The 18,838-nt window shown below is 54.6% G+C and carries 18 protein-coding genes and 3 pseudogenes; 9 read left to right on the forward strand and 12 right to left on the reverse strand.

Features of this window, described 5'->3' with window-relative positions; translation table 11 throughout:
* Positions 1-274 precede the first annotated feature (274 nt).
* From BUA49_RS07060 to BUA49_RS07080, 5 genes and pseudogenes are all read right to left on the reverse strand, one after another.
* Positions 275-418, reverse strand: a complete 144-nt coding sequence (locus BUA49_RS07060) for a DUF3096 domain-containing protein (protein ID WP_072796477.1) — start codon at positions 416-418, stop codon at positions 275-277.
* An 18-nt stretch (positions 419-436) separates the two neighbouring features.
* Entirely contained in the window at positions 437-640 is a 204-nt protein-coding gene (locus BUA49_RS07065; RefSeq protein WP_072796478.1) for a DUF3185 family protein, read from the reverse strand.
* 214 nt (positions 641-854) lie between these two features.
* On the reverse strand, positions 855-1,700 hold the full coding sequence (locus BUA49_RS07070) for a DUF72 domain-containing protein (RefSeq protein WP_072796479.1): 846 nt from the start codon (positions 1,698-1,700) through the stop codon (positions 855-857).
* A gap of 36 nt (positions 1,701-1,736) precedes the next feature.
* Complete coding sequence (locus BUA49_RS07075; RefSeq protein WP_072796480.1) at positions 1,737-2,864, reverse strand: hypothetical protein; 1,128 nt, start codon at positions 2,862-2,864, stop codon at positions 1,737-1,739.
* A 110-nt stretch (positions 2,865-2,974) separates the two neighbouring features.
* Positions 2,975-3,160: pseudogene (locus tag BUA49_RS07080) on the reverse strand (response regulator transcription factor); the annotation flags it as partial.
* A 35-nt stretch (positions 3,161-3,195) separates the two neighbouring features.
* On the opposite strand from BUA49_RS07080, the pseudogene BUA49_RS18020 reads away from it, so the two are divergent.
* The 9 genes and pseudogenes from BUA49_RS18020 to BUA49_RS07130 form a co-directional block, all read left to right on the forward strand.
* Positions 3,196-3,399, forward strand: a pseudogene (locus BUA49_RS18020) (acetamidase/formamidase family protein); the annotation flags it as partial.
* A 5-nt stretch (positions 3,400-3,404) separates the two neighbouring features.
* The gene (locus BUA49_RS07090) at positions 3,405-3,758 is read left to right on the forward strand and encodes an FmdB family zinc ribbon protein (RefSeq protein ID WP_072796482.1); all 354 of its coding nucleotides are present in this window, start codon (positions 3,405-3,407) and stop codon (positions 3,756-3,758) included.
* Positions 3,759-4,088: 330 nt separating this feature from the next.
* Positions 4,089-4,691 (forward strand): hypothetical protein, encoded by a 603-nt coding sequence (locus BUA49_RS07095; protein WP_072796483.1) that lies wholly within the window; start codon positions 4,089-4,091, stop codon positions 4,689-4,691.
* 76 nt (positions 4,692-4,767) lie between these two features.
* Positions 4,768-5,490, forward strand: a complete 723-nt coding sequence (locus BUA49_RS07100) for a hypothetical protein (protein ID WP_139248747.1) — start codon at positions 4,768-4,770, stop codon at positions 5,488-5,490.
* A 132-nt stretch (positions 5,491-5,622) separates the two neighbouring features.
* Positions 5,623-6,279, forward strand: a pseudogene (locus tag BUA49_RS07105) (transposase); the annotation flags it as partial.
* A 282-nt stretch (positions 6,280-6,561) separates the two neighbouring features.
* A complete protein-coding gene (locus tag BUA49_RS07110) occupies positions 6,562-6,882 on the forward strand; it encodes a hypothetical protein (RefSeq protein ID WP_139248748.1) in 321 nt (106 codons plus the stop codon).
* Between the two features lie 306 nt (positions 6,883-7,188).
* Positions 7,189-7,548: a VOC family protein gene (locus BUA49_RS07120; RefSeq protein ID WP_072796487.1), complete on the forward strand. Its 360-nt coding sequence runs from the start codon at positions 7,189-7,191 to the stop codon at positions 7,546-7,548.
* A gap of 93 nt (positions 7,549-7,641) precedes the next feature.
* Positions 7,642-8,565, forward strand: a complete 924-nt coding sequence (locus BUA49_RS07125; RefSeq protein WP_072796488.1) for a M14 family metallopeptidase — start codon at positions 7,642-7,644, stop codon at positions 8,563-8,565.
* Between the two features lie 9 nt (positions 8,566-8,574).
* The gene (locus BUA49_RS07130) at positions 8,575-9,252 is read left to right on the forward strand and encodes a glutathione S-transferase (protein WP_072796489.1); all 678 of its coding nucleotides are present in this window, start codon (positions 8,575-8,577) and stop codon (positions 9,250-9,252) included.
* Between the two features lie 145 nt (positions 9,253-9,397).
* On the opposite strand, the gene BUA49_RS07135 is transcribed toward BUA49_RS07130, so the two are convergent.
* The 7 genes from BUA49_RS07135 to BUA49_RS07165 all read right to left on the reverse strand — a co-directional run bounded on the left by BUA49_RS07135 (position 9,398) and on the right by BUA49_RS07165 (position 18,658).
* Positions 9,398-10,330: a formate/nitrite transporter family protein gene (locus tag BUA49_RS07135; RefSeq protein WP_084063511.1), complete on the reverse strand. Its 933-nt coding sequence runs from the start codon at positions 10,328-10,330 to the stop codon at positions 9,398-9,400.
* A 152-nt stretch (positions 10,331-10,482) separates the two neighbouring features.
* Positions 10,483-12,381 carry a type VI secretion system Vgr family protein gene (locus BUA49_RS07140; RefSeq protein WP_084063512.1) on the reverse strand — a complete coding sequence of 633 codons (1,899 nt, stop codon included), beginning with the start codon at positions 12,379-12,381 and terminating at the stop codon, positions 10,483-10,485.
* Positions 12,382-12,467: 86 nt separating this feature from the next.
* Complete coding sequence (locus BUA49_RS07145) at positions 12,468-13,211, reverse strand: class I SAM-dependent DNA methyltransferase (protein WP_072796490.1); 744 nt, start codon at positions 13,209-13,211, stop codon at positions 12,468-12,470.
* Between the two features lie 93 nt (positions 13,212-13,304).
* Positions 13,305-15,188, reverse strand: a complete 1,884-nt coding sequence (locus tag BUA49_RS07150) for a protein kinase domain-containing protein (RefSeq protein ID WP_139248749.1) — start codon at positions 15,186-15,188, stop codon at positions 13,305-13,307.
* Positions 15,189-15,193: 5 nt separating this feature from the next.
* On the reverse strand, positions 15,194-16,468 hold the full coding sequence (locus tag BUA49_RS07155; RefSeq protein WP_072796492.1) for a 2-oxo acid dehydrogenase subunit E2: 1,275 nt from the start codon (positions 16,466-16,468) through the stop codon (positions 15,194-15,196).
* 26 nt (positions 16,469-16,494) lie between these two features.
* Positions 16,495-17,472, reverse strand: coding sequence for an alpha-ketoacid dehydrogenase subunit beta (locus tag BUA49_RS07160; RefSeq protein ID WP_072796493.1), 978 nt, complete (start codon positions 17,470-17,472; stop codon positions 16,495-16,497).
* Between the two features lies 1 nt (position 17,473).
* A complete protein-coding gene (locus BUA49_RS07165; RefSeq protein ID WP_072796494.1) occupies positions 17,474-18,658 on the reverse strand; it encodes a thiamine pyrophosphate-dependent dehydrogenase E1 component subunit alpha in 1,185 nt (394 codons plus the stop codon).
* Positions 18,659-18,838 lie beyond the last annotated feature (180 nt).

Genomic DNA, 18,838 nt, shown 5'->3' on the forward strand with positions numbered 1-18,838 from the left:
TCGCCGGATATCCGTGACATACAGTGTAGTGCACGGATAAGGGTCACATTCCTTGTGATCCCTGATTCCGTGGCTGACCCCCGCCTGTTCCTTCAGGCTATAGCTCATCCTGAGCGCTTCTTCCCTGAGCCAACGTTCCTTGCTGGCTTGTCATCCCTGACACTGCTTATTCTAGCGGGGATGCATTTGTGGCACATCGGAGATTGGCTTGCTGGCATGTGCGATATTTCTCACAGCGAGCGTGAGCCCGTGCCTTATTGCCAGATGCAACACGTCAGAGTGAATGCCCCAGCAACCCCAAAACACCAAGCGTGATCAGGTAGCCTGCAACAATGTAATTGAGCAAGCGCGGGAATACCAAAATGCCAATCCCTGCGCCCAGACTAATTAGCGGGGCGAGTTCGAGGTGAAGTGTCATAGTTGTCCTTTGGGGTAATTATTTTTTGAAAAACGAAAGGAAACCACCCGCTGCAATTAGCGCAGCGCCACCGATCAGATACCACATAGTGTTATCCGTGAAGCGTCCGGTGAGAGTCTCGCTTATCTGGTCACCAACGGACTGAGTTGATTGATAGCCGAAATAGAGCAGGGCGATGCCCACCACGAGCAAAACGATACCAACGAGTTTAGAGCTTCCCATGAGATTTTCCTTGTTAACACAGCGGGTGTCGTAGTTCCCGGACACACTGTCTGGGTGGCCGGTCATGTTTCATCTTACTCAAAAAGGATAGTGCTTTTAAATTAAAGTGTTATCCATGTGGCATGATTTTTCTTCTTATCTGGATGTTAAACAATAAATCCAGGAAGGTGTTTTCGAGAAGGGGCAATGCCAGTAAGAAAACGTAGGGAATTGCTTAAAACAGCCCTAACTGGGGCTGTTTTTCGTTGAAGCGAAGAGTCTCCATGCTATCCACGCGTTCGCTTAAAAGCTCGGTCCAGAGTTCGGCCAGTGACAGGGCATCGCCAATGTCCGGCATGTGCAGGAAAAAATAAGGGCGCTGCCCTTGCTCGATCCAGGCACCGACTCGCTCAACCCATGGCGCCAGATAGCAGCGGTTAGCTTCCAGATCCGGGTGTCCGATGTAGCGGATCACCGGAGCAGCATTACCGGGAAGCAAGTGCACAGGAACCCGGGGTTTCTTGCGTTGGGCATCAATGGTGACTTCGTTGTCAGGGGTGGCCGCAAACAGAGCCCGGCTATCCAGGCATACGCGGGCTATGTTGCGCTCCCGGAGACCGCGGTTCAGGGTCTTCTCGGCGTCGCCCTTGCTGAAAAAAGCGCTGTTGCGGACTTCCACGGTGCACCCCAGAGGCGCCGGCAAGGCATCAACAAAGCGCCATAGGTTATTCAGGTGCTCCGGCCCGAACGCTGCGGGAAGCTGCAAGAGAAATGGGCCGAATACGTCCTCCAGTGGCGCGACAACTTCCAGAAAATCCCGCATGCCAGCGTCGACGCCAGACAGCAGTCGATCGTGGGTGATAGTGCGAGGAAACTTGAGTAGAAAGCGGAAGTCGTCCGGCACCTGTGAGCGCCATTGCTGACACTGCTCCCGGCTGGGCGTGGCGTAAAAGGTTGTGTTGCCCTCAACACAGTTAAACACCTGGCTGTAGCGATCCAGCGGGCTCCTGCCCGGCGGAAGCCCGCTATTCCACGCGGGGTGTTGCCACTGGGGGCAGCCAAGAAAGTAGGGAAGTGCCATTTAAGCGGTCCCGGATGATAAGGCTTCAGGGTTGCGTCATAGCTTACCGTATCCGGCATGACGATGCCGCCGGCCGCTCAGGACTGCCACCAAATGGCTCATGGACCGAAGCAGCGCCATTAATAGCGGCGCGAGCAACCATAATAGCCAGCTGCCGATGTAAAGCGCAGGGATAAGCAATAGCAGCCAGCCCACAAACTGAACCGCAGCCACTGGATAGCCGAGTATATCCGCCACACCTGCGAACAGGTCGTTGATAATGCTTGGGTGCGTGATAACAAGGTAGCCGGCGCCGACAATAAGGGGCCATTTGGCATAACGGGCGCTGCTCAGAACCATTTTCCCGCTGCGCGTAACCCTTGCGGCCAGAGCGGCAGAGCGAGTGCCCCGGCTTGCACCCTTGGTGGTAACCGCGGCGGCGCGCCCCACGCGGAGTATTTTCACAGCACTGGCAAAGATCAGCACATCCACTGAGGCCCAGCCGACGTCGCCTGCGGTGATCTCATTGTCGAATCTATAGTTCCGTTCCAGATCACGAATGCCGCTGGCGAAAAACTGATTCATGCCTTCCAGTACCCGCTCTGTGCCGATCCACTGGGTGGCACCCTGGCTATCGACAATAAACTGGCCCAGGAAGTCGTGGCCTTCACTTTGAATGAAGTTGACGGCGTACCAGCCTCGCTCTCCCGGTGAGAGCTCTTCGCGCTCGTTTGATAGCTGGCTGTCAGGCCTGGAAGCCTCCGGTGTGCCGGTAAAGAATCGCTTGGCAGCCTGATACTGACGGGACGCTCTGTTCATCCACTCAATCGTGCTGATGGGCCGGCTTACGAAATACTGGATTGGTGGTAGAACGTCCTCACCATAGCGCCTCAGGATATCCTGAAACTCCGGCTCTGCAGCGTAGAGAGGAAAGAGGTTTCGGGCCATATCCGGGTAGCGCATGAACGCAGCCTGCGCCTTTAAAAGCAGCAGTGGGTCATCCGACATATCCAGCAGTATCGCCTGAATTTCAACAGACTCCTGCTCAATGCCGGGAAAATCACCGAGCACGTCGCGGGCGTGAATGTTAATCAGCTTCTGCTCAATGGGAACCGGCTTGGCTATAATGCTGAAAACAGCCGCCATCAGCATGGCCATGCCAAAAATCAGGAGTAACTTTTTCAAATAATCACCACCACCTATCGGTTGTTCATCCCGACCAGTCTAGCGCGAACTGAGTGAATAGGCTTTGTTCCTGCACCTTGGCCAGCGATTATAAAAAGACACGGATGCGACTATTGTGTGGCCAGCAAGCGAATGGCGCTGGCTGCAGCAGAGGTCCGGTTTTCGACGCCTAGCTTCCGGAACACCTGCTCCAGATGTTTGTTCACGGTGCGTGGGCTCATGCCCAGAATTTGTGCTATTTCCCGGTTGGTCTTGCCATTGGCTATCCACAACAGCACGTCGGACTCCCGCTGTGTTTCAGTCCATGCAGAGATTCCAGAAGGCCCTTGCGATGGCCTATCGTCAGGCCTGCGCGATTCTTGGCTGTGCGCCGGTAGAAGGCCACATCAGCGGCGTGGTGGACATCCCGAACGCTTGCGCCGCACTTTGGCTGCCAACGGGCATCTTCGATTTCGACATCAACCCCTGTGCTGACGGCCCGAAGAAGATGGTCACCGAGGGAATGGATGTACCCCTGTCGAAAGATAAGGAGTAACAGCCATGCCTGTGTATGACTACAAGTGTCGCGAGCATGGCCTGCTCAATACATTGGCTACCATGGCAGACAGCGCCAAGCCGGCGGAATGCCCCACCTGCAAGGCGCTGTCAGCCAGAGTGATTCTGCTACCACCGGAAATTGCAGCCATGGACTCGGCAACACGTAAGGCCCAGGACAGGAATGAACGTTCCCGCCACGAGCCGGTGTTTTCAACCGCCGACCGCCGGGAGAACGACAAAGAGCACAGCCGCAGTTGTGGCTGTGGCTCGCCCAAACCTGGCAAGTCGATGTTGTTCTACACCGCCGACGGGAAGAAAATGTTCCCCTCCATGCGGCCCTGGATGATTAGCCACTGATTGACCGGCGCTTAATCTGTAACCTGTTTGGACCCTTCGGGGGCTTTTTTTGTTTTCCCGCCTTGCTTATCCCCCCGGCCCAATGAGAAAACTGCAACTAATTGATTTATAGTAATAAATTAGTGAAGATTTCGTGATTAAAAGACACAGAAGCCTCGCGAATAAAAGACAAATGATGCCTATTTCCACGGGGCGCTCCCCTGGTCTATCCTGTAGTACACTGATTTATAAAACTTAAAGCGAAAGGACGACGAACGCTGGTGCGGAATTAGGCGCCGGCGGGATAGATGTCATTTGTCGCTGAATTAGCTGTTAGCAGGGAGGGCTTCTATGGATCAGGATGAGCTTGAACGGCAGTTGAAAAAACAGTTGGAGTACTTGACTCGTTCAGCAGAAGCCTTCGATGCCGGGTACCAAGACGAGGCACCGAGGATTGCCACTACAATACGGATTTTGCTGCATGAGAGTCGTCGTTCGAGAAGCTTACTAGGGCTGCTGCAAGTTCGTGGAAAGACCGAAATAATCTCGACTTCAACCTTTGACTTTAAAACTGATAAAACCTACGGAACGTGCACGCTCACAGGTTTTGAGAGCGACTCACAGGGAATGAGAGTCGTCCCGCAGTATGATCGTGTCGTCCGCTCAAGTCCTATACCTGCGCACCAGTGGTGGAATGAGGTCATCTTCCGGATGCCTCAAATGGATAAGTTTACCCGTCGAGATTTTGTTCTGTTTTGCGCGAACAAAGATGGCGGCGCCCACATAGATAAATACCCGGAAAAGTTTCAACGAATCAAGGACGGAAATATTAATCTCACAGGGAAGAAAGATGGTGAGGAATTTAAATTTACCAGTATCCTAGAATGTGCCGTACGTCAGATGGCCTTCGAAATCTTGAACAGTCAGGACATTCAAACATTGGTACCAAGCTAACCAATGACTGTTGTCGGACGTTCCTACGCTGGCGCTCCGTTACGCCGCAAAGCCATACGTTATCGAAGGTGAATTCGTGAGCAAGAGTCGAAAGAACGAGATTGCTTCGCAAAAAGATGTCCCTCTCATTATACGTGGTTCTCTTTTGTATGGTGATTCAACCTCAACAAGATCTTTGGTTTTGGCGTTGCCCTACGTAGGAAGCACGATAGATTTAATTCTGAGTAAAAGGGGACAGGAGTTTGTCCAAAAGCGTACCGAAATTTTTCTTGAGGAGATCGGTCGGCGATTGGAGAAACTCGAGAGCTGCACCATTGAAAAGGAGGATGAAGAGGGTTTTTTCGACTTATTCCAAGCTACGTATGAGAACGTGGTGAGAACAAGATCTGAAGAAAGAATTAAAAGATTTGCTAGATTGGTTGGAAATTGCCTCGTCGGTGATCGACAGTGGGATGAAACAGAAGCAGCGGTTCGCCTAATCTCAGATCTAACTGATACTCACATACAAATTCTGACAATAATTACAAATTTAAGGGTATCTGACAGGGAAAGTTTTGAGGGATTGAGGGTCATATCTGTCACTGAAAATAAAATTATTGATGATGTGCCTCCCTTGATCGATAGCCTTCATCACCTTTCTGAAGCCGCTTTAAAAATGTATTGCTCCGAACTTATTTCAAAGGGGCTGTTACACGATGAGGGTGTAGGGAGGTGGAGCACAGGCTCTCTAGACCTCCTAGTGCCAACATCATTGGCCGATTGGCTGCTCGAGAAGATCGGGGAGTGCGGCGATCGATAACCAATGCGTCACCGGGACCGGTTTTCCGCTGGCGCTCCAAACCGGCCCGTTACGTCAGCGTTGAGGCTGTAGAAAAACCCCAAATCAGACTGGTTTTGGTAGCATTGAGCAAACAGACAAGGAGCCGTCGGCATGCCTCGTTTCAAGCACTACAACTACGACCAGGATGCCATGGTCGTGATCAACTATCAGGAACAGCTTCAGCCCGGCACCTTTGAACACGCCGTTCATTACCTGATTGAACACAAGCTGGATCTGTCGGTGTTTCTTCCCAAGTACCGCAACGACGACACCGGCTGTACGACCTACGATCCGGCCATTCTGCTGAAGATCATCCTGTTCGCCTACTCCAAGGGCATTACCTCCAGCCGAGAGATCCAGTGGTGCTGCGAGACCAACATCATTTTCAAAGCCTTGTCCTGCGACACCGTTCCTCATTTCACCACCCTGGCCAAGTTCGTCAGCCACCACGCTGATGAAATTGAAGAGCTGTTCGAGCAGGTGTTGTTGGTGTGCCACGAACAGGGCCTGTTGGGTAATGAGCTGTTTGCCATCGACGGCTGCAAGATGTCCTCCAACGCCGCCAAGGAATGGTCCGGTACCTTCAAGGAGCTGGGTGAGAAACGGGAGAAGTTGCGACGACTGGTCCGCCATCACTTGAAGGCACACCACGAGCGGGACGAGGCAGAGACCGAAGCCGAACTGGACCGGGATATCCGGCAGGCAAAAACGATACTGTCCCTGGATGAGTCCCTGAAGAAAGTGGACCGTTTCCTAAAGACCGAAAAAACCGGGACAGATTTATTTAATGGGTTATGAACGCCGGAGGTAAGTCCCGGGATTTGCATCTTTCGTTACCCGGCTATTAAAGGCAAAATGCACGACCCTGACTCTGGATTTCCTTTCGCGTCTGCGATCGGTTTGACGGATTTTTGGCAGTTAAATGCCTTCGCCAACAGTTGGTTATGTTGTCCATTCGGGCCTGTCCGGCTGACTTAATAAGAAGATAAAATGAAAAATATTTTCCGCTCGGGAATTTCGCTCCAACGTTATATAACCCTGTGTTTGTCCGTGTCTGTGTTGACCGCCTGTGGGGACGGCACTGTTAGTTCATCTGTGGATAACGAGCAGCCTGCGACCTATACCTACAGTGAACTGGTTAATCTGACATCCTATGATGTGGGGCTTTATCGATTCGGTAGTGACGGCTCCGCCAAGCTGGTCAGGAGCATCGATCATACCGGCGCAGTGGATGCCATGTTCTTTGGTGAGATAAACGGTATTACCTTTTTTAGCACCCGCACAGATACCAATGAAACCGAAAAACCGGGACAGATTTATTTAAGGCATCTCAAGAGCAGGAATCGTGCGCCAATTGAGGGCCAGAAATAAATCAGAGCCAGAAATAAATCTGTCCCGGTTTATCCCCCACAACTCCGCTATGGGTACCTTTAGCTGTCGGTGGTGCCGCTGGACTTGGCTACGGCGGTTATCGGCTGTACCAGCTGAAGAAGAAAATCAAGAATGCTCCTCAAGGAGAGGAGGCTCAGTTCACTGAAACTGAAGCAAAAATTATTGAAAAGATCATCAAGCGGCTCAGTAAAAAAGAGGATAGTGATAATTAAGCCTAACAAGTCACGGAAGGCGGACGCGTGAGACGCGCCGCTTCGTTCGGCGTTATGCACCAAGGAGAAAGCTGTGAAAGAAACCGGGAAGATCAATTATGTTGAGATGCCCTCCAGGGATCTTGAAGCTACGAAAAAATTCTTTGGTGATGCATTTGGGTGGTCGTTTGTAGACTACGGCCCCGAGTACGTAGCGATCGAAAACGCTGGACTGGATGGTGGTTTCTTCAAGTCAGACAATGTGGCCACGACTGACAAAGGAAGTGTATTGATCGTCCTTTTCAGCACCGACTTGGAAGCAACTCTCGAGAAAGTTAAGTTGTCTGGCGGAAAAATCGTCAAGGATATTTTCCCTTTCCCGGGCGGTCACCGTTTTCATTTCAGTGATCCAAATGGCAATGAATATGCCGTCTGGTCAGAGCCATATGCATAGCAATCGCAGGCACGGCGACGGCTTCTCCATTGCGGCTTTAGGCGCGGATGCTAGAATGCCCGTCAGCACTGGCCATCACTGGAGAAAAGCGATATGAACACGGCTCCCGCACCCTATCCAATCGGTACGCCCGGCGCTCCCTGGGGCGACGCGGAACGCGCAGAGTGGTTGTCACGGCAGACCCGTCAACGTAGCTACGAGTCCGAGGTGTTGAGTGTGATCGAGCGCCTGCGCCCGCGCTTTGACGTGGAGCAGTATGGCCATCTGGACTATGGCTCCGAGAGTTATCCGCTGATGGCGATCCGGAGCCGCGACTGGCGTGATGATCTGCCGGTCGTGCTGGTAACGGGCGGGGTACACGGCTATGAAACCAGCGGTGTCCACGGCGCGCTGCAGTTTGTCGATCAGTATGAGGCGGATTACGCGGGCCGCGTCAACTTGCTGGTTGCGCCCTGTGTCAGCCCTTGGGCTTACGAGCGCATCCATCGCTGGAACCCGAACGCGGTCGACCCGAACCGCTCGTTCCGCCATGACAGTCCGGCTGAGGAGTCGGCGGCACTTATGCGGCTGGTAGCCCCGATTCGCGACCGTGCACTGCTGCATATGGACCTGCACGAAACCACCGATACCGACGAAACCGAGTTTCGCCCGGCATTAGCGGCACGGGATGGCAAGCCCTTCGAGCCGGGTGAGATTCCCGATGGCTTTTATCTGGTCGATGACAGCGAGAACCCTCATTCTGAGTTTCAGCAGGCGGTGATTGAGTCGGTGGAGACGGTCACTCATATCGCCCCGGCTGACGACAATGGGGAGATCCTTGGCTCACCGATGGTAGCCCGGGGCGTTATCCAGTACCCGCTCAAACAGCTGGGCCTGTGCGCCAGTATCACCAGCGCCCCCTTCAAGACCACTACCGAGGTCTATCCCGACAGCCCCCGTGTCACCCCCGGGCAATGCAATGCGGCGCAGGCTGTCGCGGTGTGTGCGGGGATCGACTACGCGCTGACGCACCAGTAGGGAAGAGCAATGCATCTGCCTCGCTTGTACTCCTTCCGTCGTTGTCCATACGCTATGCGCGCTAGGCTCGGTATTTTGTTTGCCGAGCAGAAAGTGCAGTTACGGGAGATAGTGCTGAAAAACAAGCCAGCGCAGATGCTGGCTATCAGTCCTAAAGGCACGGTTCCCGTTCTGGAGCTGGCCGAGGGTGATAGCTCTAAGAGACTCGTTATCGAGGAAAGCAGAGAAATACTGGACTGGGCGCTGCAACAGAAAGATCCGCAGGGTTTGCTCAACGTCGACTTGGTAAGCGCTCAGGCCCTGCTCGACCGAAACGATAACGAATTTAAACACTGGCTGGATCGCTATAAGTACGCCGATCGCCATCCTGAACTAAGCCAGCTGGAGTACCGGCAACAGGGCGAGGTATTTTTGCAGGAGTTAGAGAATTTACTGGGCAAGAATCGGTATCTGCTGGGGGACAACATCAGCATCGCTGATATCGGCATCCTGCCTTTCGTCCGCCAGTTCGCCCACGTAGATCGGGAGGTGTTTTACAGCCTGCCCTATCCGGATCTGCAGCAATGGCTGAGGGATTGGCTGGAACACCCTGTGTTCCAGCAGGTCATGATCAAGTTTCAACCTTGGCAGGAAGGCGGTGAAGTAGTGATATTTCCAAGCGGCAGCCACTTAAGTTTCTTGATTTAGCTGTGGCTTCCCTCCCAGGTAACTGGTTAGTAAAGCTAAAAAAGAGCTGAGAAGAAAATCCAGGTGACACTTATAGCGCACCTGATTCAGGCGTTAGCCATCATATAGGGAGATTTCGTGGCAGAAATTATCCCTACAAGTCGTATCACATTTCTTCATGAACCTGGCCATAGGCCAGCATCGCAAACAAGCCTGTACCGCCGATAATGTTGCCGATGAGTACCGGTGAAATATGGTAGATCAAGGCTGTAAAGATGCTCATTTCCCCATTCAGCACCAGAATGAAAATTTCGTTTGACCCGGCGATCACATGGGTAAAGTCACCGGCCGCGATCAGCCAGGTAAACATGACGATAACCAGCACTTCGGATCTCTTCGCCGAGGGCAACATCCATACAATAGCCGCTATGAAAAAGCCTGATGGAATACCGCGCAGAAGCGTCTCGACCGGAGTCATAGTTGCCAAGTGACGCGAAATCTCCATGATCGCCGCAAGGGTGTTGGCGGGAAGGATGCCCCCGTGGACGCCCATGGCGGCGGTAATAAATGTGCCACACAAATTGGCGGCAAGCACAATTCCCCAAAGGCGGGCAATACAATAGAACCGGCTGTACGTCGGCTGGGCCAGAACCGGCAGCACGACGGTGATGGTGTTTTCAGTGAACAGTTGAAGCCGGGACAGGATCACGAGGACAAACCCGAACGAGTAGCCCAGGCTTTCAATCAACGTCAGATAGGGGTGGTCTGAACCTAGGTTGGCGCGGATGATTCCTTCGACGAGAACCGAGGTTGAAATTCCCATTCCCGCTGCCACACCGGACCACCAGAGCGAGATTTTCGGGCGCTTTAGCTCATTTTCGCCCTCGCGGAGAATGATGGAGTAGACAGTCAGCGACGATAGATTGGTATGTTCGGCTACCGTATCGCGTTCTTTGCGAGTCAGTGACTTCTCGCTAGACGTTGCTGTCTGTTCGCGGGATTCGCGATCCTGGACTTTGGCGCGAGCCTCCTTTTCGTCCGCAGCCTTCTGAGCTTGCTTTTTGGCGGAGGTATCCCGATTGGTTTCTGGGTCACTCATTCCACTTTCCTTTAGCCATCCAGAAACGCTTGTGTTGCCGCAAGATCGAGTCTGATGGAAAATTGTCTAAGGTAACTAGAATAGCTTAGATACTGTATTGAGACACAGCGCAGGCCGGAGAAACGGCAAACTTCTTGCGAGAGGAACGGGCTCTACCCCGGTGCCTTTGCAGCTACCGCACTCCCGTTCCCCGGCCCACCTCCCGAATTCATCCGCACCAGCGGCCCGGAAATGGTTACGCCACTCGGATCCACCTTCACAAAGCTGCCACCGGCTTTCAGCGTCACTTCTGCACCGGCTTCAATAACAATCTTCATGCCTGCTTTGTGGTGGATTTCGTTGCCGGCTTCGATGAGTTGAGCTTTGCCGAATTTGCTGTGGTGGCTGCCGTTAACCGTGAGGCTGTAGTCGCCGCCGATTTTTTCCCGGTGTTCGCCATCAACGGTGATGTGATCATTGCTCTTTACGTGACTGAAGCGGTCGCTCTCAACGGTCAGGTGGCTGTCGTTCTTGATGACTTCGGTGCGGTTGTTTTCGGTGAGCAGATCCAGGTCTTTCTGAGCGTGGATGTAGATCTGCTCCTTGTCCGCCTCGTCCTCAAAGCGCAGTTCGTTGCTGCCCTCGCCTTTGTGGGTCTGGGTTTTCAGAGTAGTGCGGGTTTTGTGTTCCGGCAGCGTGTAAGGCGGTGTGTTGATGGCGTGGTAGGTTCGGCCGGTAATGATGGGCTGATCCGGGTCGCCGTCGAGGAAGGAGACGATCACTTCGTGGCCGATTCTCGGCAGTGCCATGAAGCCATACTGGCCGCCGGCCCAGCCCTGGCTGACCCGGAGCCAGGCACTGCTGTGCTCGGTGCTCTCTACCTTGCTTTGCTGCTGGCGCCGATCCCAGGGAAACCTGACCTTTACCCGACCAAATTCGTCACAGTGAATCTCTTCGCCTTCGGGGCCGGTAACGATGGCAATCTGGGGCCCGTCCATGAGAGGGCGGTGATTGCACAATGGCCGCCAGGTTTTGCTTGCCGGGACAGCGCTGAACAGGTTGTGATAGGTGGTTGGTTCAGAGCCGCCTTCTTCTGCCAGTGCCTGGGGTTGTTCGCCCACGTGGGTGATGGCAGTAAGCAGCCAGTCCCGGTTCAGTTTATCGCTGTCGTGGTTGGTGAGTGCCACTTTGGCGCCGCTGGTGAAATCCGGGCGATTGCTTTCGCCGTGGGCGGTGCTGGCGTCGTTTCTGAGGGCATCCAGCCGGGCTTCGGTAAACGGCTGGCCGCTGGCATCGGCTTTGAACCGGCCCGGGTAGTCGAAGTGCTGATAGTCCTGCCGGTGGTTGGTACTGGAAGAGCTCTGTTCGTGCATCAGGGCGTAAGCGGGGTTTTTGAAGGTGTAGTCCTTCATGGCTACGGAGGTGGCGCGAACCCGCTCTTCATAGCGGAAGCGGAACACCGCTGGCTGTTTGGTGCTTCCGCCCGCTTTGCCGTTATATTCGGCGGCTTCCAGTCTGGGCGCATCGCCATGGTGGTCGGCAAGGATAAGGCCGTGCTGGTAGCGGTAATGCCAGCCTTCCTCTGCGGCCAGCCGTTCAATGAACGCCAGATCGCTTTCCCGGTGCTGGACGCAGTATTCCCGTTCCTGTGGGGCGCGTTTGAGATCAAACACCGAATCCACAATGCCTCGCTCTTCCAGCAGAGTGCGCACGATGGTGTCTGTGGTCTGAGCCTGGAAAATACGGCTGTAGTGCATCAGCCCCAAGCGCCACAGGGGCGGCTGCATGATGAGTTCGTAACGGGTGCGGCGTTGGCCAGTATCGCCCCGGGCAAATTCGCTCACTACGCCGGTAAAGCGGCGAAGGGCAATGCCATCCTGCCAGACCACCAGATCGACCGGTTGTTCCAGTATGTCAGAGGCCTGAATTCCGGGATCGGTGCTGGCCATGATCAGGCGGCCATGGAAAAGCTGCGAGAGGCCTTCGGTGAGTGCAAAGCTGACGACAGAAAAACCATCTTCGGGAAGTTCACCGACACGCGCGGTGAACTGCAATCCGTTTGCCTGGGGCATATCTTCAATCCTTGAAGGTATGTTTATCGGGTGATAAATCTGAGCGGAAAGTTACCAGTGCTGGTCTGGAAAATCCAGTGGCGAGGTCATGCCTTTACGCATACAAAGATCGCGTTTCCTGATGCCTTGTCCCAGGGAATGATCTTCTCATAGTCGTGTTCAAGGATATGGACGTCAAAATACGGTTGCAGGATTTTCGTGAGTTCTTCAAAGCTCAAAGCCACCATAGGGTGTTCGTCATCCCACGATTGCGTGACGTCTTCCGTCGTTTTTGTGATGCTGAGCTTAAGGGATTGCTGCTCACCTTCGCCACAGTAGTGCCATGCAGAGCTGAAGGTAAAAAGGCTGTTCTCTTGCCTGGCGGTATGTCGTTCAAACAGGTTGTTATCTATTTTGTTTTTATCAACTGAGTTAAAGCAAAGCACACCACCCGATTTTAGTGCGCGATGTGCGCTGGCAATGCACTGTTTCAGCTTTTCGATGCCATCGCTGTAATGGATGGAATACAAAAAACAGGTGATTAAATCCAGAGGTTCATCAACCTCAAAGTTGCACATGTCGCCCAATGAAAACTGTGCTTCGGGGCACCGGCTTTTCGCCTGGTCCAGCATGGGCTGGTTTATGTCCAGACCGCTGCTCTGGTATCCAAAATTGAGAAAATGGCGAATATGGGGTCCGGTCCCGCAGGCCAGGTCCAGGTGGCTTTTGCCCTCATTGCCGAAAAGCTGGTGCAGCCTGTAGATACCATGGCTTTGCGCATGATAATTGATGTCTGCACACATTAAGTCGTAATAGCCAGACAGGTCGGTATACAGATAATTTGAGGACATGGCAGCCTGATGGTTTTAGCAGAAGCACTGTAAAGCGGCGCATCGTAAACCAATCAGGCGGGTTTGCGAAGCAGATAAGATGTCTGGCTGTGACTAGCGTGCCTCTGTGGCTTCCTGTCTGGGATTCCGGGGGTAATAGCGTTCCGGCAGGCGTTCGATGTGCGGGAAGAAGCGGGTGTCCTTGTAGGGCATTTTCATAAAGCCCGACACGCCCAGCCCGGTGATCTGATCCACGGCAGCCAGGATTTCGTTCAGCCTCTGGCGAAACTCGTCTTCCTTTTCCGGATCCAGCAGTCGGTACTGACTGTGGATTTTGAGATGCCGGGGCAGGGCCTCGAAGATAATCATACCGGTGTGGCGAATGGTATTAAGCGCTTCGAGGGATTTGATGATGGTTTGCGGCAGCACCAGAAATTCTTCCGGATCCGGCCCGTCCTCGAAATAGGAGTGAACCCGTGAGCGATCTTCCACTTCCGGTGCCGAGCTCACCTGATACGGCAGCCGCATATCTGGCGGCGCAACAAATGGCTGCTCGGGCTCGTCGCGCTCTATGTGCAGGGTGTCCCGGGCGTTGAACAGGCAGCTTTTGAAGATACCCTGGCGATAGATTGCCTGAGCCAGGTTGACCATGTTGTTCACGGCCGTGGTGAAGGCGTTTTTGAGCTCCGGGTCGTGCAGGTTCAAAGAGGTATCCACGTAGATACCATCAGCCTCCCAGCGCACAGCGAGCCCGCCTTCTACCGGATAACGGCCAAGCCGGCTGACGGCGGCGAGGAATGCTTTTTCGGTTTCTCCCATGCCCTGCATGAAGTTCTTGTAGTAGCGATCGAGCTGCACGTCGTTAACGTCATTCAGGGTTTCCGGCGCACCCTCCTGTCGCAGAAAGGATTTGCGGGAACTGTAGACCACGGTGTCGATCTCCCGTTCGGAGATTCGCGTCCAGATGGGCACCAGGGGGATGGGTGCGGGTTCTGGCAGGTCAATCATCACCGTTCGGCCCATACGAGGCATCTCCTTCAGGTAATGGTCGCCGGCGCGCATGCGCAGGGCAGGGTCCGGGTCGAGCATGCCTTCCAGCATGCGCGCAAATTCCATGGGTAAGCCAAGCGAGGTGGCGGGTATTGCCTGATGGCCAAAGCGACAGGATTGCCCGGAGGCCAGCGCGTAGAGCGTAGCGGCAGCGCCTTGTTCGTCAAACCTTGGAGACGACAAACCGCCATAGAGTTGTTCTTCGCCAATGAAGTAAACGTCGCCCAGGCGCGCGTTGGTCTGTTGCAGGTTGTCAGACATCAGCTCCATCACGCTGGGGCTGAGGAACTGCTGGTTGGCATCCAGCTGGGCAAATACTGAGGAGCCCCAGTCAATCAGGGCGATATTCTCGCTCTGGGCATCGAACACCAGATTGGACGGTTTGATGTCCCCATGCACGATAGGGCGCTTTCCGTTATCGGATTCACGCCGCAGATTGCGTAGGATATCGGCCAGTTGATCGGCGATGCGGATAATCAGGCGCGGGCTCAGGCGGCCTTGCTGGAGTGATACTTCCTCCAGATTAAAGCCGGGCGCCCGTTCCATGACCAGAATCGGCTGCTTGCCGGCTCGGTGGAAAGCGATCAGGCGGGGCACCCGGGGGTGCTCTACCTGTTCCAGAATATAGGCTTCGTCTTCCAGCCGGTCATGCAGGTGCTGGGGCAGGGTGATGCGCGTGAACTTAAATACATGCTCAAGATCCCGCGCGCCTTCCAGTGGCAACCGGCCGGAAAACACAAAGCCGTAAGCGCCCTTGCCAATCATCGCGATGTCGGCGTAGCCCATCTGCCTGAGCTGGGTTGTGCACAGCGCAACCCAGTCTTTCAGCTTTCTCGCATCGTCATGGCTGAGCAGGTAAACCGACTGCTCTTCCGGGATGTAGAATTGCTGTAGCGGCGCCGGTTGCGGCGACTGCGGCATTGGCGATGATTGGTTCGGTGGCGCCATTCCGGTCAGCCCATGTGGAGCAGCATGGATTGCGGAGACTCCAGGTAACCCTTCCACAGATTGTTGAACCGGGCGATGGTGCCGCCGTCAATAACTCGGTGGTCGCCCGCCCAGCTGATCGTCATGATCGCGCGCTCCACCACCTGCCCGTTGGCATCAAAGCGCGGCAGCTTCTGGGTGCGGCCCAAAGCCACAATAGCCACTTCCGGAGCATTGATGATGGGTGAGGCGTAGGTGCCGCCCAGTGCGCCAATGTTGGAAATGGTTATGGTGCCGCCTTTGAGATCCGGCTGGCTTACCCGACCTTCCCGGGCCGCTTCGGTCAGCCGGGTTACCTCGTCAGCAATCTCCAGCAGGGTAAGCTGACCCACGTTTTTAACGTTCGGTACAAGCAGCCCGATTTTGCTGTCCACGGCCATGCCCACGTTGCATTGGGGTTGGTAGTGGATCTCGGTAACATCCTCGTTGACCTGGCTGTTGAGCACCGGGTATTCACGAACCGCGAGCGCGATCGCTTTCATGATGAACGGCATCAGCGTGAGGCGTGAGCCCCGGGCTTCGGCTTCCGGCTTTAGCTGCTGGCGCAGGCTCAGCAATTCGGTAACATCAATGTCTTCGCTGAAGTTGAAGTGCGGAATGGTCGATGCAGACGCCACCATGCGCTTGGCCATTACGGCCTGCATGCCTTTTATGGGCTCTATGCGGACTTCCTGGTTTTGCGCTTCAGGTCTTCGTGGCCGGCTTTCTGATACCGACGAACCTCCTGAAGCAGGCTGTTCCATATGCGACAGCACATCGGCTTTGAGTACGCGACCGTCCTTGCCCGAGCCTTCGATATCTCCCAGCGTCAGTTCGTTCTCTCGAACCAGGCGGCGCACAGCGGGGCTGGCGGGAGTCCGTTGATCCTCCGGGGAGGTGGCAGATTTTGCAACGGGCGTTGCAGCTGCTTCCGGCTTTTGTTGAGTGTCAGCCTGCTTTGCCTCTGGCTCTGCGCTTTTCTCGCTTTCTTCGCTGGCCTTGGGCTGTTCACCAGAGCCTTCACCGCTTTCATCAATAAGCTCAAACAGCGGCGCATGCACCTTGGCGATGTCGCCTTCCTTCCAGTACAGGCGGGTCACTCGTCCCTTGTAGGGGGCGGGAATCTCTACCAGCGCCTTATCGGTCATGACTTCTGCGACCGGCTGATCTTCCTCGATCAGATCACCTTCACTCACCAGCCATTTGACCAGCTCACATTCCACGATACCTTCGCCGATATCGGGCAGTATAAAATCACTCATAATCGTTCTCCTGTCCGGATATCAGCCTAGAATTCGATGCTTTCCCGAATGGCCTCATAGACCTTCAGGTGATTGGGGAAGTGCTCTTTCTCCAGCACCAGCGGGAAGGGTGTGTCCATCCCGGTGACTCGTGCGATCGGGGATTCCAGATACAGGAAGCAGCGCTCCTGGATGGTGGCGGCTATCTCGCCGGCAAAGCCGCCCGTCAGGGGTGCTTCGTGGGTGATCACCAGCCGCCCGGTTTTAAGCACTGACTTGGCGACGGCTTCCACATCCCAGGGCAGGATCGTACGCAAATCAATAATTTCGCAGGAGAAGCCTTCTTTTTCTGCCATTTCGACGGCTTTTTCGATCACTTCCATCTGGGCGCCCCAGCCGAGCACCGTCACATCGGTGCCTTCCTTCAGAACTTCGGCTTCACCCAGCGGCAACTGGTATTCGCCTTCCGGCACCTCGCCTGTGGAGGCGCGGTACAGGCGTTTTGGCTCAAAGAACAGGGTGGGGTTGGGGTCGTTGATGGAAGCCAGTAGCAGCCCTTTAGCCTGGTGCGGGTTGCGTGGTACCACAATTTTCAGGCCAGGTGTGTGGGCGAAATAGGCTTCCGGAGATTGGGAGTGGTAAAGGCCACCCGCAATACCGCCGCCGTAGGGCGTTCGGATAGTTAAACCACCCACATCGAAAAGGTTGCCGGAACGATAGCGGAACTTGGCCGACTCGTTAACAATCTGGTCGAAGGCGGGAAAGATGTAGTCCGCAAACTGAATCTCGGCCACAGGGAATGAGCCCTGAGCCGCAAGACCGTTGGCGAACCCGATAATGCCCTGTTCTACCAGGGGCGTATTGAAGCAGCGATCTTTGCCGTACTTCTGTTGCAGATTGCTGGTGGCACGGAATACGCCACCAAAAACACCCACATCCTCACCAAAGCACAGAACCTTATCGTTGGCAGCCATCGCGATATCAAGCGCATCGTTGATGGCCTGCAGCATGTTCATCTTCGCCATGTTATGCCCCTCCCTGAACGTGAGCAGCCGACTTGGGATATTCGTCCGGATATTTGCGGATGTGTGCCTTGAGCTTCTCGAACTGCGCATTCAGCAGCGGCGGCACATCGTCGTACACATCCGTTATCAGGGATTCCAGCGGGGGAGGCGGGAGCTTCTGGGCTCGCTTCATGGTTTCGAGCACTTCACGGCGCAGGCGTTCCTGCAATTCTTTCTCTTCGTCCTCGCTCCACCATTTGTGCTTTTTGAGCCAGTTTTGCATGCGCAGGATCGGGTCTTTCTCGCGCCACACGGCTTCTTCATCTTTGCTGCGATAGCCAGATGGATCATCGGAGGATGAGTGCGCGGCCAGGCGATAGGTCATGGCTTCGATCAGAACCGGGCGGTTCTCTTCAACCGCCAGTTTGCGGGCGGCTTCGGTGGCCTGGTAAACGGCCAGAATGTCGTTACCGTCTACACGAATGGTATCCATTTTGTAGCCAAACCCACGGGGTGCTATGCCATCGGCGGCAAACTGTTCATCAGCGGGGGTGGAAATGGCATAGCCATTGTTGCGACAGAAGAAAATAGCGGGTACCCGATGTACGGTAGCCATGTTAAGGCCAGCATGGAAGTCGCCTTCCGAGGCTGCGCCCTCACCGAAATAGACAATGGTGCAATGTCCGTCACCGGCCATTTTCTGGCCATAGGCATAGCCGGTCGCCTGGGGGATTTGCGTGGCTAACGGCGACGAGATGGTCATGTAATTGAGCTTGCTGGAGCCATAATGTACCGGCATCTGGCGGCCTTTGCCGTAGTCCAGTTCATTGCCGAACAACTGGTTCATGAACTCGTCAATGGTGAAGCCGCGATAGGCCAGCGCACCCTGCTCACGGTACTGGCCCATGATCATGTCGGCGTCGTCCAGCGCGGCGGTACTGCCGATAACGGAAGCCTCCTCGCCGGTGCACTGCATGTAAAAGCTCAGGCGGCCCTGGCGTTGGGCGCCAAGCATGCGCTCATCCAGCACGCGGGTTGTAACCATCGCACGGTAGATTCGCAGAGCTTTTTCTTTGTCGATGTCAGGCGCTTTGCCGCCTTTGTAGAGCGAGCCGTCCTGCTTCAGGAGTTTGAACGTTGGAATGCGGAACTCTGCACCGTCCGTAAAAACAGGGGTATAAACGGTTTTGGACTTTGTTGTTGTCATAATCCTCTTCCTGGGGTGAGGGCTTGAGGAACAGAATGCCCCTTGTGAGGGCCTCGTTAATTTTCGGAGCCTTGTTCTATCTGCCGGCGTTTTGCCAAAGTATAGAACGCTTTATGCAACCCTGCCGGCGTTGCAATGATGCTCCCGTTGCCAGCCTTTTCGGTTTGGGTAAAACCGGCT

The organism is Marinobacter antarcticus (genome assembly GCF_900142385.1).
GTDB lineage: Bacteria > Pseudomonadota > Gammaproteobacteria > Pseudomonadales > Oleiphilaceae > Marinobacter > Marinobacter antarcticus.